General features: G+C 62.3%; 14 protein-coding genes and 3 pseudogenes. 10 read left to right on the top strand and 7 right to left on the bottom strand.

From position 1 onward, the window contains the following. Positions 1–51: 51 nt before the first annotated feature. Positions 52–735 (bottom strand): gamma-glutamylcyclotransferase, encoded by a 684-nt coding sequence (locus tag ACIPO9_RS08480; protein ID WP_400780033.1) that lies wholly within the window; start codon positions 733–735, stop codon positions 52–54. A gap of 316 nt (positions 736–1051) precedes the next feature. On the opposite strand from ACIPO9_RS08480, the gene ACIPO9_RS08475 reads away from it, so the two are divergent. Then, positions 1052–1693, top strand: coding sequence for a glutathione S-transferase C-terminal domain-containing protein (locus ACIPO9_RS08475; protein ID WP_400780031.1), 642 nt, complete (start codon positions 1052–1054; stop codon positions 1691–1693). A gap of 87 nt (positions 1694–1780) precedes the next feature. Here the strand turns inward: ACIPO9_RS08475 and ACIPO9_RS08470 are convergent, their stop codons facing one another. Together ACIPO9_RS08470 and ACIPO9_RS08465 are read right to left on the bottom strand one after the other, a co-directional pair. After that, the gene (locus ACIPO9_RS08470; RefSeq protein WP_400780029.1) at positions 1781–2533 is read right to left on the bottom strand and encodes a class II aldolase/adducin family protein; all 753 of its coding nucleotides are present in this window, start codon (positions 2531–2533) and stop codon (positions 1781–1783) included. 71 nt (positions 2534–2604) lie between these two features. Next, positions 2605–3648 carry an ABC transporter substrate-binding protein gene (locus tag ACIPO9_RS08465; RefSeq protein WP_400780027.1) on the bottom strand — a complete coding sequence of 348 codons (1044 nt, stop codon included), beginning with the start codon at positions 3646–3648 and terminating at the stop codon, positions 2605–2607. A gap of 147 nt (positions 3649–3795) precedes the next feature. Between ACIPO9_RS08465 and ACIPO9_RS08460 the strand changes: the two genes are divergently transcribed. Together ACIPO9_RS08460 and ACIPO9_RS08455 are read left to right on the top strand one after the other, a co-directional pair. After that, complete coding sequence (locus ACIPO9_RS08460) at positions 3796–5748, top strand: FAD-dependent oxidoreductase (protein WP_400780025.1); 1953 nt, start codon at positions 3796–3798, stop codon at positions 5746–5748. A gap of 45 nt (positions 5749–5793) precedes the next feature. Further along, positions 5794–6396 (top strand): cupin domain-containing protein, encoded by a 603-nt coding sequence (locus tag ACIPO9_RS08455; protein ID WP_274131196.1) that lies wholly within the window; start codon positions 5794–5796, stop codon positions 6394–6396. Between the two features lie 5 nt (positions 6397–6401). On the opposite strand, the pseudogene rimI reads toward ACIPO9_RS08455, so the two are convergent. Continuing rightward, positions 6402–6860: pseudogene (gene rimI, locus ACIPO9_RS08450) on the bottom strand (ribosomal protein S18-alanine N-acetyltransferase); the annotation flags it as partial. A 94-nt stretch (positions 6861–6954) separates the two neighbouring features. Between rimI and ACIPO9_RS08445 the strand changes: the two are divergent. Together ACIPO9_RS08445 and ACIPO9_RS08440 are read left to right on the top strand one after the other, a co-directional pair. Next, a complete protein-coding gene (locus tag ACIPO9_RS08445) occupies positions 6955–8535 on the top strand; it encodes a RimK family protein (RefSeq protein WP_400780023.1) in 1581 nt (526 codons plus the stop codon). Between the two features lie 3 nt (positions 8536–8538). Next, complete coding sequence (locus ACIPO9_RS08440) at positions 8539–9450, top strand: magnesium transporter CorA family protein (protein WP_400780021.1); 912 nt, start codon at positions 8539–8541, stop codon at positions 9448–9450. 239 nt (positions 9451–9689) lie between these two features. Here the strand turns inward: ACIPO9_RS08440 and ACIPO9_RS08435 are convergent, their stop codons facing one another. Beyond that, positions 9690–10688: an NAD(P)H-quinone oxidoreductase gene (locus tag ACIPO9_RS08435; RefSeq protein ID WP_400780019.1), complete on the bottom strand. Its 999-nt coding sequence runs from the start codon at positions 10686–10688 to the stop codon at positions 9690–9692. 138 nt (positions 10689–10826) lie between these two features. Here ACIPO9_RS08435 and ACIPO9_RS08430 point away from each other — a divergent pair, with 138 nt between their 5' ends. Together ACIPO9_RS08430 and ACIPO9_RS08425 are read left to right on the top strand one after the other, a co-directional pair. Next, complete coding sequence (locus ACIPO9_RS08430; RefSeq protein ID WP_400780017.1) at positions 10827–11714, top strand: LysR family transcriptional regulator; 888 nt, start codon at positions 10827–10829, stop codon at positions 11712–11714. 98 nt (positions 11715–11812) lie between these two features. Beyond that, positions 11813–13012 (top strand): annotated as a pseudogene (locus ACIPO9_RS08425) (PLP-dependent aminotransferase family protein); the annotation flags it as partial. Between the two features lie 84 nt (positions 13013–13096). Here the strand turns inward: ACIPO9_RS08425 and ACIPO9_RS08420 are convergent. Further along, a pseudogene (locus ACIPO9_RS08420) lies at positions 13097–13468 on the bottom strand (TSUP family transporter); the annotation flags it as partial. Between the two features lie 195 nt (positions 13469–13663). Beyond that, on the bottom strand, positions 13664–13819 hold the full coding sequence (locus tag ACIPO9_RS08415; RefSeq protein ID WP_274131210.1) for a hypothetical protein: 156 nt from the start codon (positions 13817–13819) through the stop codon (positions 13664–13666). A 615-nt stretch (positions 13820–14434) separates the two neighbouring features. Here ACIPO9_RS08415 and leuC point away from each other — a divergent pair. From leuC to ACIPO9_RS08400, 3 genes are all read left to right on the top strand, one after another. Then, positions 14435–15856, top strand: coding sequence for a 3-isopropylmalate dehydratase large subunit (leuC, locus tag ACIPO9_RS08410; RefSeq protein ID WP_400780016.1), 1422 nt, complete (start codon positions 14435–14437; stop codon positions 15854–15856). Between the two features lie 3 nt (positions 15857–15859). Then, positions 15860–16468 carry a 3-isopropylmalate dehydratase small subunit gene (gene leuD, locus ACIPO9_RS08405; RefSeq protein ID WP_400780014.1) on the top strand — a complete coding sequence of 203 codons (609 nt, stop codon included), beginning with the start codon at positions 15860–15862 and terminating at the stop codon, positions 16466–16468. A gap of 124 nt (positions 16469–16592) precedes the next feature. Next, positions 16593–17033 carry a TspO/MBR family protein gene (locus ACIPO9_RS08400; protein ID WP_400780012.1) on the top strand — a complete coding sequence of 147 codons (441 nt, stop codon included), beginning with the start codon at positions 16593–16595 and terminating at the stop codon, positions 17031–17033. Positions 17034–17055 lie beyond the last annotated feature (22 nt).

Here is a 17055-nt window from a genome sequence, read left to right as displayed (position 1 = left end):
TCAGAGGCCAGCAACCTGGCAGCCCTGTGAGTCCGCTGTCAGTTGCAACATCTAAAACATGATGTGGGCGGACAACGTGTCGATGTATTCATCGGTCATTCCACTGTCAGCCAGTGCGGCGCACAGCTTGTGGACGTAGTCCGCGTTGCTGCCCATGGGGCCTTCTGCCCGGGCAATGCTGCTGGCGATGGCAGCCACGGTTGAATCGCTTTCATAGAGGGGGTGATCGGGCGCTGCGACAAACACCAGAGCGGTGACTTCGCGGCCATCCTCCAGTTCGATCCGGGTCCAGACCGGCTGGTAGGCTCCGGTAGGCATTTCCCGGATCCACAGCAGCAGCAACTCTTCATCCGCCATCGCCTCGGTCAGGCGAAACGCGATACCTTGAGTCGAGCCACCCGGTTCAAGCGCCAGCATCCGCCCCGGCAGTTCCGCCGTCGCCCGCCCGGCGATCATCCGCAGGCAGAAACTTCGGTGCCAGCCGTGGAGCGTCGCGGCCTGCTGTCCCGCAAAGCTCAACAGCGGGTTCCAGATCAGCGAGCCGTAGCCGAAGATCCAGAAGTCACCCTGATCGGGACGTCGGCTGAAGGTGTCGTGCATGGACTGTTCGATGCGCTCCAGCGTCCACAGGATGCCCTCGGGTATATGTCCGAAGTTCAGCAAGTAGTCACCAGAAGCAATCATCTGTTTGGTCAGCATCGCCTGAAGAGGGATGCCCTGCGTATGCTCGGACATGATGAACTCCGGACCTGTCGGTGGAACGACGCCCTTGCAGCCGTCGTTTACTGGCCTCCACTATGCCCGGATACGTTGAAGCGATAAGCCAGGGATAAAGCGACGCTCTGTATCCCGCAGAGCGACAAATTCAGCGATTTGGTCACGAGAGTCGCGCAAATGCGTGGCGTAAAAGAGCCTGCTGCGTTTTGCTCACTGTCTCTCCAGAGGCTACAGACAGTCTCGAACAGCGGTGTTTATCATTGATTTGGCCGAGAACAGACTGTGCTCACCGACCCGATACCCGGGTTCGAATCCCCCTTCGAGGTAGCACAGCATGAAACTCTACATCGCCAACCAGACCTGTTCCCAAGCGGTTCAAATCATCGCCAACGAGCTGGGCCTGGAACTTGAACTGGTGCACTTCGACGTGTTCGGCAAAAGCACTTCCAACGGCGACGATTTCGCGCAGATCAACCCCCTGCTCTACGTACCGGCGCTGGTGTTGAACAACGACCAGCAAGACATCCTGTCCGAAACCATCGTCGTCACCTCGTATCTGGCTGACCAGCATCCACAAGCCGGCCTGATTCCTGCCCATGGCACGCTGGAGCGCGTCAAGTTCGATCAGTTGCTGACCTTCATCGCCACTGAAATCGCACAAAAGCACATCCCGCTGATGCGCAAACTGCTGACCGAGGAAGGCACCGCCTGGACCCGCGCCAAACTCGTCACCGCCTATTCTGCGCTGGATGCGCGCCTGGCCGATGGCCGCGCATTCCTGACAGGCGACACCTTCACCGTGGCCGACGCCTATGTCTTCGGCACCTGGTGGCACACCCGCTCCGGGGCGCAGATCGAACACCTGGAACACCTGATGGCCTACAAGGCACGCATGGACGCTTTGCCGTCAGTGCAGAAGGCCTTGAAAGAGGAAGCCGCGCTCTTCGCTGCGCATTCCGAAGCCATCCCTGCATAACTGCGTGCAACACAAAACGGGGCCGTCAATGACTGCCCCGCTTCTGTGTTGCACTTCAGACATTCCTTGCAAAACACCCCATGCCCGTCAATCCCGATACCCGGGCGCAACCCTGTCCAGCACCCGCAACAATGCGGACCAGGCCAGTTGCATGCCGTCCGGGTCGTTGAGCTGGCCTTCCTGGAGTGGCCGTTGCGGGTCGTTGAATTGCCGCTCGGTGTGCGCACACACCTCATGGGACGGCAGCACCAGTTGACCGCTGGCTTGTGCGGCCAACTGGATTTCGCAGGCTTTCTCCAGGTAGTACATGCGCAGGAAAGCCTCGCTGACGCTGCGGCCCACGGTCAGCAGGCCGTGGTTGCGCAGGATCATCGCTGACTTGTCGCCAAGGTCCGCTACCAGACGCTGTTGTTCGCTCAGGTCCAGGGCAATCCCTTCATAATCGTGATAAGCAATGCGCCCGTAGAACTCCATGGAAATCTGATTCACTGGCAGCAAGCCACACTCCAGCGCCGCCACTGCACAACCGGCGCGAGTGTGGGTGTGCAGCACGCATTGGGCGTCGTCCCGTGCGCCATGAATAGCGCTGTGGATCACGAAGCCTGCCGGGTTGACCGGGTAAGGCGTCGGCTCCACCGGGTTGCCCGCCAGGTCGATCCGGACCAGGTTGGACGCGGTGATCTCGTCGAACATCAGTCCGTAGGGGTTGATCAGGAAATGATGCTCCGGCCCCGGCAGGCGCACCGAGATGTGGGTGAAGATCAGGTCAGTCATGCGAAAGTGCGCGATCAGCCGGTAACAGGCGGCCAGTTCTTCACGCAATTGCTGTTCGGTTTTCATCGGTACGGGCTCACAATCCGGAGGGTAAAAGACAGCCGCCGGGCCGCCAGGCGACCCGGCACCCCGCGCTACTACTGGCTGGCCCAGGCGTTGAAGCGCTCTTCCAGCTCTTCGCCGTGGTCAACCCAGAAACCAACATTCATCGACAACGCACCCGCCATGTTCTCCTTGGAGGTGGGCACCCACCTGGCCAGTGCCGGATCCAGCTTCGCCGCCGCCAGGGTGTTGGTGGGGCCGTACGGGATCGCTTCGACATAGCGCACTTGAGTGTCGGGCTGGTTGGCGTAGGCTATCAGACGCTTGGCCTGATCGACGTGCCTGGAGCCCTTGATGATCGCCCAGTAATCCATGCCGTACAGGCTCCCTGGCCAGACCACCGCCAGCGGCGCACCGGCCTGCGCGGCGGCAGCGATGCGGCCGCTGTAGGTGGAGGTCATCACCACATCACCGGAGGTCAGCCACTGCGCAGGCTGAGCGCCGGCTTCCCACCACTGGATGTTCGGCTTGAGCTGGCTGAGCTTGGCGAAGGCCCGGTCCACACCGGCCGGGGTCGCCAGCACCTTGTAGACATCCTCGACCTTGACGCCGTCGGCCAGCAGGGCGAATTCCAGATTGTACACCGCACGCTTGCGCAGGCCGCGCTTGCCGGGGTACTTCTTCACGTCCCAGAAGTCGGCCCATGAGGTGGGCGCCTGGGCCAGCTTGTTGCGGTCGTAGGCGATGGCCACGCTCCACACCAGGGCTGCCGAACCGCACTCCTCGGCCGCATCGGGAATCAACTGATCGGCATGGCCCAGGGCTTTCCAGTCCAGGCGCTCGTACATGCCTTCGTCGCAGCCGCGCATCAGGTCCGGCCCTTCGATCTGCACCACGTCCCAATCGACATTGCCGGTGTCGACCATGACTTTGATCCGCGCCATCTCGCCGTTGTATTCGCTCTGGATCAGCTTGCTCTTGTCCTGGGCGCTGAAGGGCTGGAACAGCGCCAGGTCCTGGGCTTTCTGCCCCGCCCCGCCATAGCCGACTACCACCATGTCCGATCCGGCCTGGGACACGCCGGAGGCCAGGCACAGCAGGACGGCATGCAGGCAAGTCTTTCGTGCGAAAAATCTCATCGCTGAACCCTCTTTGTTGTTGTTTTGAGGTGCCCCCATGAAATGGGAGTGACTGGAAGCTAGCGTCGGACAATTAAAAAAACAAGTTGATTTTTTACTACAGGTACATTTTTATGAGTAAAAAATAACAACACCGGAGCCTGAACCATGTCGACCGCCTTCCCGCACCTGTTCGCGCCGTTGCAGATCCGTGGCAAGCGGTTGAAGAACCGCATCATGTCCACCGGCCACGACACCACCATGCCCACCGACAACCTGGTCAACGACCGGCTGGTGGCCTATCACAAGGCGCGCGCCGAGGGCGGGGTCGGGCTGATCGTGTTGCAGGTGGCCGGAGTGCATGAAAGTGCGCGCTACACGTCCCACGTGCTGATGGCCACTGATGACGCCTGCATCGACGGCTATCGGCGCCTGGCCGAGGTCTGCCACGAACAGGGCACGGTGGTGTTGTCGCAGATCTTCCATCCGGGGCGGGAGATCATGGAGTCCAGCGACGGGCTGCTGGCGGTCGCCTACTCGGCGTCGGCGGTGCCCAACGAGCGGTTCCGGGTGATGCCCCGGGAACTGGACCAGGCCATGATCGACGAGATTGTCGCCGGCTACGCAGCGGCTGCGCGGCGCCTGCATCAGGCCGGCATCGACGGCGTTGAAGTGGTCGCCAGCCACGGTTACCTGCCGGCGCAGTTCATCAATCCGCGGGTGAACAGGCGCACCGACGCCTATAACGGCGACCTTGAACAGCGGCTGCGCTTTGTGCGCGAAGTGATCACTGCGGTGCGCGCCAGCACCGACGAGCACTTCATCATCGGCCTGCGTATCAGCGCCGATGAACGGGACAGCGAAGGCCTGAGCGAGGACGAATCGCTCAGTGCGGCGCGCGCCCTGCAAACCAGCGTCGATTACATTCACATCGTCGCTGGCACTTCGGCCTCGCTGGGTGGCGCGGTGCACATCGTGCCGCCGATGGCCATCGAGGCCGCCTACCTGGCCCGTGAAGCCGGCACTTTCAAGGCGAATCTCGACATTCCGCTGTTCGTCACCGGCCGGATCAACCAGCCCCAGGAGGCCGAGCTGATTCTGGCCCGTGGCCAGGCGGACGTGTGCGGCATGACCCGGGCGCTGATCTGCGACCCGCAGATGCCGAACAAAACCGACACTGGTCATGTGGAGGATGTGCGCGCCTGCATCGCCTGCAATCAGGCGTGCATCGGGCATTTTCATCGCGGCCTGCCGATTTCCTGCATCCAGCACCCGGAAACCGGCCGCGAGGAACAGTTCGGCCGTCTGGCACCGGCCAGTGTTCGTCAGCGGGTGATGGTGGTCGGTGGCGGCCCTGCCGGCATGAAAGCCGCCGCCGTCGCCGCAGCGCGGGGGCATCAGGTGACCCTGTATGAAGCCAATGCACAACTGGGCGGCCAGGTCCTGCTCGCGCAATTGCTGCCCCGGCGCAGCGAATTCGGCGGTGCCAGCACCAACCTGCAGCGCGAGATGCAACTGGCCGGCGTCGAGGTCGTGCGCAATACCCGGGTCGATCGTGCGCTGGTCGAGCGAGAGCGACCCGACACGGTGATCGTCGCCACCGGGGCAGAACCCTACTGGCCGGCCTTCGAGCGTGGCGGCGAATTGCAGGTGATCGACGCCTGGCAGGTGCTGCGCGACGAGGTCAAACCTGGTCGCTCGGTGCTGGTGGTCGACTGGCGCAGCGACTGGATCGGCCCCGGTATCGCCGAGCGTCTGGTGCGCGCCGGGCATCAGGTGCAGCTTGCGGTCAACGGCACCCACTGCGGCGAAGCCCTGCCCTTGTACGTGCGTGACCAGATGGCGGGCGAACTGCACAAGCTCGGTATCCCCATCACCCCATACGCGCGCCTGTATGGTTGCGACGACAATACGGTCTACCTGCAACATACCGCCAGCGGCGAGGCGATGATCTTCGAGGACATCGACACCCTGGTCCTGTGCCAGGGCCATCAGTCCGTGGATACACTCGCCGGGCAGATCCAGGACCTGGCCCGGGTGGTCCGCATCGGCGACTGCCTGGCGCCACGTACCGCCGAAGAAGCGATCTATGAGGGGTTGAAGGTCGCCGCCAGCCTGTGACCCTGTTTATACTTCGGCACTTTGCACGGCCGAGCGGAACGCCTGATGACAAGCATCAAATCCAGAACACCCGGTTCCGAAGACGGCAGCGCTGCACCGCAGTTTCTCGGAACCCGGATTCGCGGCCTGCGCAAACGCCGTGGCATGACCCTGGCCGAGCTTGCCGAACAGAGCGAGCTGACCGCCGGCTACATCAGCCAGCTGGAACGCAACCTGTCCTACCCCTCGATCCCGGCGCTGTTCAACATTGCCCGCAGCCTGGGCGTGACCATCCAGTGGTTCTTCGCCAGCGAGGCCGTGACCGCCCCTGAAGACGAAGGCTACGTGGTGCGCAAGAACAGCCGCCTGAGCGTGCACTACGAAGACGGCATAGTCGATCAGTTGCTGACCCCGCAACCCAACCGCGAACTGGAAATCCTCCACTCACGCTTCCCTCCCGGCACCTACAGCCAGACCAGCTACAGCCATGAAGGCGAGGAAGCCGGCTACCTGCTCTCCGGCACCTTCGAGCTGTGGGTGGGAGAGCGGTATTTCCAGTTGAACGAAGGCGACAGTTTCAGCTTCTCAAGCCAGGAACCCCATCGCTACGGCAACCCCGGCGACGTGGACGCCGTGGTGATCTGGGTGATTACGCCGCCGACCTTCTGAGCCGACGGATCCCCGAGCAGCATGGATTTCTCGAAGCGCAGCGCCTGGGCGTGATCTTCGTAGAAGTCATCGACAGTGGCAAAGCGCTGATAACCGTTGCTTTCGTACAGGCGGATGGCGGCAGGGTTGTCGGCGCGCACTTCCAGACGCAGCCGCGCGCAATCTCGCCCAACCGCGCAGTCTTGCGCCTGTTCCAGCAGACGTTGCCCCAGGCCGTGACCTCGGCACTGGGGACTTACGGCAATCGAATACAGACGCGCATGCGGGCTGCCCCTACGAAACAGCACCAGGGCGTAGCCGACGAGGGATTCCTGGACAACGGCGACGATCAGGCTGGCATTGGCCCGGCTGAGCATCCAGCGAAAGTGGCGCGGACGCAATCGGTCCAGAGTGAAACATGCCTGCTCGAGCGCAACCAGATCATCGACATCGTCGGTCGATGCAAAGCGAAAATCAAAAAGCATGGCAACACCGTAATGTTTGAGTAACGAGACGGGACACACGCAGATGCCCGTGATTTATTGAAGCGGCCTGTTCTTCAATAGAGATCGATTACTCATGTCAGCGGTGCTAGCCAAGGTGCACGAAGTATTGGATAAATCCGAGCGTTCCACAATCACCCCGAGCGAGGAACCTCCCAGTCGCAAGCCGGCGGGCAACCGCTTGCTGATTCTCGTCGAACGCAAGGAAGACTGGGCCGACTACCTGCCCAGCGAAAGCCTGATGCTCGCTCAGGATTACCTTGAGCACAGCGACGAATTCCCTCATCGCACCCAGGTCATCAACCTGTGCCGCCACTACAAATACCTGGGGCAAGGCTATTACTGCTCGTTGCTCGCCGAGGCCCGGGGACACAAGGTTTTCCCGTCGGTGCGCACCATCAGCGAACTGGCGCGCAAGGCGCTGTACGGGGTCGGTCTGGATGACCTCGAGCGCACACTGGAGCGGGCGCTGGCCAACCACCCTTATGGGCAGACCGAAGCGTTCACCCTCTCATTGTATTTCGGCAAGGCGTCCATTGCGCCATTGCAGGAGATCGGTCGCCAGCTCTTTGAAGCCTTCCCCTGCCCCATCCTGCTGGTGGAGTTTCGCCGTGGCGAAACCTGGCAGATCGCCGGAATCAAGGCCGGTGCCCTGCACAGGCTGCGGGACGAACAGCAGCATGCCTTCGCCGATGCCCTCGATGCCTTCAACCGCCGGACCTGGCGGCAACCGGCCTCGAAACGGGTTGCCCGCTACGACCTGGCGATCCTGCACGATCCCCACGAAGCCCTGCCACCGTCCAATCCGCTGGCGTTGCAGCGCTTTGTCGAGACCGGCAGGCAACTGGGTATCGATGTCGAGCTGATCGAGAAAAAAGACTACGCACGCCTCGCCGAATTCGACGCGCTGTTCATCCGCGAAACCACCCGGGTCGACGACCACACCTACCGCTTCGCCAAAAAGGCGGAAAGCGAGGGTTTGGTGGTCATCGATGATCCATCGTCCATTCTTCGCTGCACCAACAAGGTGTACGTGGCCGACCTCTTGAAGCGTCGGGGGCTGGGCATGCCCGCCACCGAAATCCTCTACAAGGACCGGCCTCATGAACTTGAGCAGGCAGGTCGGCGCCTGGGTTTTCCGCTGGTGCTGAAGATTCCGGACGGCTGTTTCTCCCGCGGGGTAATCAAGGTCGCCGATGCCCAGGCGCTGTCGGCTGCGGCGCAAGAGTTGTTCGAGCATTCGGTGCTGTTGCTTGCCCAGGAATATTGCTACACCGAATACGACTGGCGGGTCGGCGTGCTCAACGGTGAGGCGCTGTACGCCTGCCGGTATTTCATGTCCAAGGGGCACTGGCAGATCTACAACCACAAGGCCGTGCCCGGCGAGGTCAACGGGCTGTGCCAGGCCGTGCCGGTGGATCAGGCCCCGGCCGAGGTCATCAAGCTGGCGCTGGACACCGCCCGGCTGATCGGTGACGGCCTGTACGGCGTCGATCTCAAGCAGGCCGGCGACCGCGTGCTGGTCATCGAGGTCAACGACAACCCCAACCTGGATGCAGGCATCGAAGACGCCGTGCTGGGGGATGAGCTGTATCGGCGCGTGTTGCATGCCTTTACCCAGAGACTGGAACTCAAACACCGTGGCCAGGCGCTCTAGCAGATGATCGAAGGTTACGGCATCCAGTCCGGCGCCCTGCAGCAGGCGCCCCAGGACAAGGCAAGTGTGTGGCTGTGCGTTGCACCTGATGCAGCCGAGCAGCGGGTGTTGCAGGGGTCTCTGGGGATCGGCGCCCAGGCGCTTGAGTCTTCGCTGGATCCGGATGAGGTCGCACGGATCGAGATAAAGGCCAATCATCTGTTCCTGATCTGGAAGCGCCCGGAGAGTTTCGATGGCCGGGCGTTCAACGTCTCCTCGTTCGGCGTGGTGCTGAGCGAACAGCGGCTGGTGGTGATCTGCGCCAGCAACTCGCTGTTATCCAGCCTTGCGAGTGAGACGGCGCTCAAGGGCCCGCTGGATGTGCTGATGGCCCTGCTCGCAGAAAGCGTTCATCACTATCTGGGGCACCTGCGGGTGGTCAAACAGGTCGCTCGGGAGATTCAGCAGCAATTCACCCGAACCATGGACAACCAGCAACTGGCGCAGATGTACAACCTGAGCGAAAGCCTCGTGTACTACGTCAACGCGATTCAGAGCAACGGTGCGGTATTGAACCTGCTGCGAAGCCACGGCCAGCGACACGGCTTCAGCGCCGGGCAGCTCGACGCGCTGAACGATCTGGTCATCGAAAACGAGCAGAGCTACCAGCAGGCCAGGATCCACGCCAAGGTGTTCGCGAACCTGATCGAGTCTCGCGGGAATCTTGCGAACAACGGCATGAACCTGGCCCTGCGCAAGCTCACGTTGATCAACGTCGTGTTCCTGCCGCTGAACCTGATCGCGGGCATCGGCGGGATGTCCGAATTCAGCATGATGACGTCGGGCGTGCCCTGGTGGTGGTCATTCCCGGCGCTGATTGTCGGCATGACGCTGCTTGGCGCGGCAATGGTCGTCGCGCTGCGCAGGATGGCCTGACGCAGCGCTTCTGGGGTTTTCCAACGTACGTGGATTCAGGGAGTAGACAATGCAAGCTTCAAGTATCGGCTTGTTAATGCTGATAGGAATCGCGGTAGTGGGCAGCCTGATAAGCCTTTTGGACCACCGTTCTCAACTGACGGCCGCCGAGCCCGAAGCTGCGACCAAGGAAGAGCCTGTCCAGCCGGACAGTGCCCTTCCCTGACATCGTCACGGCTACAGTGAGGTGCTAGTCAGGCTCACAGCACCTTCAGCACAATCTTGCCGATGTGATCGCCGTCTTCCATGCGTTGGTGCGCCTTGCTGGCATCGGCCAGCGGGAACACCCGGTCGATGATCGGCAGGCACTGGCCCTGGCTGAGCAACGGCCAGACATTGGCCTGCACCGCCCGGGCGATTTCGGCTTTTTCCGCGGCGCTACGCGAGCGCATCATCGAACCGGTCACCGAGGCCTGTTTGTCGATCAGCGACAGCAGGTTGAAATCCTTCACCGAGCCGCCGCCCAGGAAGCCGATGATCACCAGCCGGCCACGGCGTGCGAGGGAAGCCACGTTGCCGTCGAAATAGCTGCCGCCCATGATGTCGAGGATGACGTCCACGCCTTTGCCTTGGGTCTTTTCGGCGATGACCTTGGCGAAGTCGGCCTCATGGTAGTTGATCGCCTCGGCCCCCAGGGCGCGAATCTGCTCGCATTTTTCTTCACTGCCCGCGGTCGCGAATGCCTTGATGCCCAGCGCCTTGCACAGCATCAAGGCGGTGGTGCCGATGCCGCTGGTGCCGCCGTGGATCAGCGCGGTGGCGCCTTCGCGGGCCTGGCCCAGCTCGAACAGATTGGCCCACACGGTGAAGAAGGTTTCCGGGATGGCAGCGGCCTGGATCATGTCCACGCCATCGGGAATCGGCAGCACCTGAGTCGCGGGCACAACGCAATATTCCGCGTAGCCACCGCCATTGGTCAGCGCACAGACCTTGTCGCCGAGGTTGAATCCGGATACCGCCGAACCGATCCCGACCACCTCACCCGCCACTTCCAGGCCAGGTACCGGGCTCATGCCGGGCTTCATCGGGTACTTGCCGGCCCGCTGAATCACATCAGGACGGTTGATCCCTGCGGCGTGAACCTTGATCAACACCTCGTGCTGATCGGGTTGGGGAACATCGGCCTGCTGCAACTGGAGCACCTGCGGCCCACCGGGTTGGGTGATCTGGATGTAGTTCATGCGAGCTGGATGACTCATGGGAATACCTTTTGTGAACAGTGAGTGCAGGCTTGGACATCAGCCCGTTGAAGGCATTCAGCATACTGATTTTGCTGCGTGCAATAATGCAGCGATTCGTCATTATAGCGATGCATAAGTGCATTACCTGGAGCTGATATGAATTGGGACGACGCCAGGTTTTTCCTGGCCGTGGCGCGCATCTCGACGTTAAGGGGCGCGGCTCGGGCGCTGAACGTAGACCAGGCCACCGTCGGGCGGCGAATCGTGGCCCTGGAGCGAGCGCTGAAGGCAACGCTGTTTCTGCGCACCTCAGACGGCTATGCCCTGACCACGGCGGGAGAAGCCGCTCTGGATGCCGCCGAGAAAATGGAGCAGGCAGGCAACGAACTGCAACGCCGCATCGAAGGACTGGATGAGCGGCCAACGGGCCTGGTGCGCATCGCCTCCACCGACTCCCTGGCCGTGGAATTCGTGATTCCGGCGATTGCCCGTCTGCATGAGGTGTACCCGGACGTCAGGGTGGAAATCAAAGCCGGTACCGACATGCTGAACCTGGCCAAACGCGAAGCCGATATCGCCCTGCGCACCATCAAGCCCGACAACCCGGACTTGCTGGTGCGTCGGCTGGTCAGTTGGCCGATCGGGCTGTTCGCCTCACGCCAGTACCTCGACAAGAGAGGCACGCCCAAGCCCGGCAGCGGCTTTGCCGGCCATGACATCGTCGCCTTCCAGGCCCACGTCGATGCCGGCGAGCGCTACAACGTGGCGCAGGAATCCACCCAGAGCGCGCGCCTGGTTGCCAGCGCCAACAGCAGCCTGCTGGTGCGAACGGCGCTGGCAGCGGGACTTGGCCTTGGAGAAATCCCGATCCACATGGGCGAGCGCGACGGGCTGGTACAGGTGTGGCCCCACCAGACCCGCGCGCAGACCTACGACGTGTGGCTGGTCACCCACAAGGACCTGCGCCATACCGCACGGGTCAGCAAGGTGATTGATTACCTGGTGATGGCGTTTGAATCTTCAGCCGGCCTGTCGCAGGTCTGAACGACTGCACCCGCTGACCATAGAGATTTCAAGCGATCAGCACCCATAATTTCACTCAGGGCCCGGCCAACCATAAGTACCAGTTTGGAGGTTTTTCCATGAACCAGTTTTCCGGCAGGCCAGGTGCGGGGCATCGCGGCTCGGAACGCGGAATCTACACCGAGCTGCGCAGGCAGATAGAGGATGGAACCCTGGCAGCCGGTCAGAAGCTGCCGTCGACCCGGGCGCTGGCGGCGGAGCTGTGCGTGTCTCGCACCACGGTAACGGCTGCTTACGAACAATTGGCCGCAGAAGGGTTCGTGCAGACTTCGTCCGGCAAGGCCGCCCGGGTGATGGCCGTGGCGGGTGCATCGTCCAGCGCCGCGAAGGCCAGTTCGACGCCGCCCGGGGAAACGGCGCCCGTGCTGTCCCGATATGCTCAGCGGGTTGCTGCCATGCAGCCGTACCGCATGGCCTACGCCCAGGCACGCATCGACTTCAGGTTTGGCGCGATCGTTTCTGGAGATTTTCCAGCCCTGAGCTGGCAGCGGGCTTACCGCGACGAGTTGATCAAGCGCCAGCCGGGCGGCTATCACAGCGTGCCTGAGGGCGAGACGCGATTGCGCACCGCGTTACAGGGTTATCTGCGGCGAGCACGAGGCCTGACCTGCGATCCGCAACAGATTCTCGTGGTTCACGGTTCGCAGCAGGGGCTGGACCTGTGCGCCCGGCTGTTGCTCAACCCAGGGGATGCGTTCGTCTTCGAAGACCCCGGCTATCGCATGGCCAGGCAGTGCTTCGAGGCCACGGGCGCGAGCCCGCTTGCCATTGCCGTAGACACGTCAGGGCTGGATACCCGCTGCCTGCCAGACAGTGATCAGGTGCGGTTGGCCTACGTCACGCCCTCCCATCAATTCCCGATGGGTGCGGTGCTTCCCATCACCCGTCGTCTTGAGCTGCTGGCCTGGGCGAGTCGCAATCGCGCCTGGATCATCGAAGACGACTACGGCGGCGAGTTTCGCTATGGCCAGCGCCCCATCGACGCGCTGCAATCCACTGACACGGACGGTCGGGTGATCTACGTCGGCACGTTTTCGAAAGCACTGACACCGCAACTGCGGCTAGGGTATCTGGTGCTTCCCCGCGAGCTGGTGCAGGTGTTCCGCGAGGCCAAGCGTCTGACCGATCGCCACTCGGCGAGCTGGGAGCAGAATGTCCTCGCCTCGATGATAGAAAGCGGCGCCTATGAGCGTCATGTTCGCCGGTTGCGACGCGAGAACGAACGCCGCAGGAAGGCGCTGCTCGAAGCGGTCGAGGCGCACCTGGGAGGGATCAGCGAGCTGCGCGGCCCCAAGCGGCAGCAGGTAAATCGCCAGCGGCGGCCCGCCGGAGTGAGCCACCATCGTCGTGATCCCGGAAGTGATCCCGGCGGCCACCGCCTTGCCCGAAGAGCGCGGCTGCACCTTGACCTCCCCGCCCGCCCTGAACCACAGGCCGACAAACACCAGGGTCACCGCCGCCATCACGATAGCGATGGCCCGATGATCGAGCACGCGAAACAGCACAAAGCCCACACCGATCCCCAGCACAAGCCCTGGGACCAGACGGAACAGATCCGGCCGCGACCATGTCGAAGGTTTCCAGTAACGCAGGCTGTAGATATCCATGGCGACGAACAGCGGCGCCAGCAGGCCGCCGGCGGTGATCGGGTCCATCACCAGCGAAAGGATCGGAATCCCGACAATCGCAAAGCCACCGCCGAAAGCGCCTTTCATGAAACAGATCAGAAAGACGCCGGCGAACGCGACGATCAGGGTGACGGCAGTCAGTTCCAAGGGGGACTCCTTTCGTTTCAAGGCTGTGGTCGGCGTAATGTCGACTCAGCCCAGCGTTGAAAGAAGTGCCAGTTTTGAAGTTTTGAAATGGACCAGTTGCCGGGTCAGGCTCGAAGGGGATCTCAGTCCCCGGGATCACCAGACCGGAATGATATGCGGCGCCTCGATCCTGGCCTTGAGCCGGTCAACGAACGACTGCGCCTCTGCCATGCTGCGAAATGTCAGCGGGTAATCGTTCAGCATCACCAGCCAGTCAGGACCGCAAACAGCCTTCTCGATCGTGATAACCATGCACAGGTCTCCTCTGAGTCGTTCATCATCCCTCGAAGAAAACCGCACAGCGCAACGAAGGTCGGTATTGGGTTTGGGGCCAGTCAGTATGGCCCCAGTTTGCGCCTGCGCCAGCGACTCACGGTCTGATAGCGCGTTGCTCGTCGGAAAGGCGGCGGCCACCCGTAGCAGCACGGCTTGCCGGCGGGGCGATCTTGAGTACGCCCCCGCCGGCAAGCCGTGCTGCTACAGATGATCTGCACCGCCCTTGTAGGAGCGCGCTTGCCCGCGACGGCAGTGGGTCATTCGACATCGAGGCGTCTGGCCTGGCGCGTTCGCGGGCAAGCGCGCTCCTACGGGGGCGGGGCGAGTTCCAACTTTCGCCGTACACCGAGCCCGTAGCAGCACGGCTTGCCGGCGGGAGGGGCGTGTCAGGCAAAACATCCGTCACAGACCTGACGCCGACGCCGGCAAGCCGGACTGCTACGGACTTCATGCGTGGCAATCCCCCTGAATCAACCACGATTCGTGTCCTCTACCCTCACCCCTGCGCTATTGATGCCTTTTTCGTTGTGAATATGCTGGGGCCATCCGCAACCGTGACCCTGCCTTGATAATGAGAAAGAGCGATCTGCCATGAACAGCCCTCGTACCCTCTACCAGAAACATATCGACAGCCACACTGTGTGCACGCTGGACGATCAAGGGCATGTGCTGCTCTACATCGACCGTCAGGTGGCCAACGAGTACACCAGTCCCCAGGCGTTCAGTGGCCTGCGGGAAGCCGGGCGCACGGTGTGGCGGCCATCGGCGACGCTGGCGGTGGTCGATCATGTGAACCCGACCGCGGCCAACCGCGTCGCCCAGATGCCGGACGCCGGCGGCGCGCTGCAGGTGTCGTACTTCGAGGAGAACTGCCGTGACTTCGGCATCGAGTTGTTCGACGTGCTGGACAGGCGCCAGGGCATCGAGCATGTGGTCGCGCCCGAGCAGGGCTTCATCCTTCCGGGAATGGTGGTCGCTGCCGGCGACAGCCACACCACGACGTACGGCGCACTGGGCGCCTTCGGGTTTGGCATTGGCACCTCGGAAATCGAGCACCTGCTGGCCACCCAGACGCTGGTCTACAAACGCCTGAAAACCATGCGCGTCACCGTGACCGGCGAGCTAGGCATGGGTGTCACCTCGAAGGACGTCATCATGGCCCTGATCGAAAAGATCGGTGCCTCCGGTGCCACGGGTTACGCCATTGAGTTCACGGGGCCGGTTATCTGGGCGTTGAGCGTCGAAGCCCGGATGACCATCTGCAACATGGCGGTGGAAGCCGGTGCCCGCGGGGCGTTCATGGCGCCCGACGAAAAAGTCTATGCCTACGTCAAGTCCAGGCCGCGTGCGCCTCAGGGCGAACAGTGGCAAGCGGCCGAAGCGAAGTGGCGTGAGCTGTTCAGCGATGACGGCGCGGTGTTCGACAGCGAAGTCAGTGTCGATGTAAACGCCCTGGAGCCGATGGTGACCTGGGGCACCAGCCCCGACCAGGCAGCCCCTGTGAGCAGCACGGTGCCCGACCCCGCCATGATCGATGACCTGATCCTGCGCCAGGGTATGCAGCGTGCCCTGACCTACATGGGCCTGGAAGCCGGCATGCGCTTGAGTGATGTGCAGATCAGCCATGCCTTCATCGGCTCATGCACCAACGCGCGCATCGAGGATCTGCGCGACGTGGCTCGCGTGGTCAAGGGCAAGAAGGTCGCGCCGACCGTTCGGGCGATGATTGTGCCGGGTTCGACCCTGGTGCGTGACCAGGCGGAAGAAGAAGGTCTGGCCAGGATCTTTCTCGACGCAGGGTTCGAGTGGCGTCAGTCCGGCTGCTCGATGTGCCTTGCGATGAACGATGACGTGCTGGCTGCGGGCGACCGCTGCGCATCGAGTACCAACCGAAACTTCGAAGGGCGTCAGGGGGCGGGTGCGCGCACTCACCTGATGAGTCCTGCGATGGTGGCTGCGGCGGCGATCCGTGGCCATCTGACCGACGTTCGCCTGTTTGCCGAGGAGGCTTGAGCCATGCAACCCTTTGATATCGTGACCGGCAAAGCCGCACCCTTTCTCGCATCGAACGTCGACACCGACGTGATCATGCCCAAGCAGTTCCTCAAGGGCATTGATCGCAGCGGCCTGGACAAGGGTGTGTTCTTCGATCTGCGCTTCCTGAAATCCGGCGAGCCTGACCCGGCGTTCGTGCTCAACCGCCCCCAGTGGAATGGCGCAAGCTTTCTGGTGACCGGGCCGAACTTCGGCTGTGGTTCCAGCCGTGAGCACGCGGTGTGGGGCCTCAAGCAACTGGGGATCCGCGCGCTGATCGGCACCAGCTTCGCCGGGATTTTCTACGACAACTGCCAACGCAACGGGGTGCTTGCGATTCAGCTGCCTGAGGCAGAGTTGCAGGCCCTGGGTCGCGTGGTCAGTGACGGCGCCAGCGCCACGATCAGCGTGGACCTGCCTAACCAGCAGATTCACCTGAGCGACGGCTCAGTGATCGATTTCGCCATCGATGAATTGCGCAAGCAGTCGCTGCTGCTCGGCCTTGATGCCATCGGCAGCACCCTGCAACGGGAGGCGCAGATTCGTGATTTCGAAACCCGCCACTACGCGGCCAATCCCTGGCTGAGTTGAGGGAGCGCGAGTGCAATGAGCAGGTATTTGCTGCAATAAGAAACGACTTTTTTGCCGCAATGGCATCCAACGTCCAGAGGGCCGGCCGGTCCTCGAACCCGATCACTTCGGCATAGGACTGCAGATGACTTTATATATCTTCCTCATCGCCTGCTGCGCTGCGGCCAGCACCGGCATCATCTTCAAACCCGGCAGTTGGTACGAATCGCTCCAGAAGCCGTCGTTCACGCCACCCAACTGGCTGTTCCCGCTGGCCTGGACGACCATCTACCTGCTCATCGCCTGGGCCGGGTATCGCCTGACGCTGATACCCGGCAGCCAGACGGTCCTGGCATTGTGGGCGGCGCAGATCGCGCTGAACACCCTGTGGACACCGGTATTCTTCGGCGCCAACCGCATCGTCGCCAGCATGATCATCCTCGCCATCCTCTGGCTGGTGGTGGCGGTCATGGTGGTGCTGGCCATCGAACTGGACCTGATCACAGGGCTGATCCTGTTCCCGTATCTGGCCTGGCTAACCGTCGCTGCAGCGCTGAACTTCTCGATCATGCGCCATAACCGCTAAAGGGTTTTGAGGGGGATGCATC

Origin of the sequence: Pseudomonas sp. NPDC090203, from assembly GCF_044746765.1 — a bacterium.
GTDB lineage: Bacteria > Pseudomonadota > Gammaproteobacteria > Pseudomonadales > Pseudomonadaceae > Aquipseudomonas > Aquipseudomonas putida_AD.
This window is presented reverse-complemented; position numbering and strand designations above follow the sequence as displayed.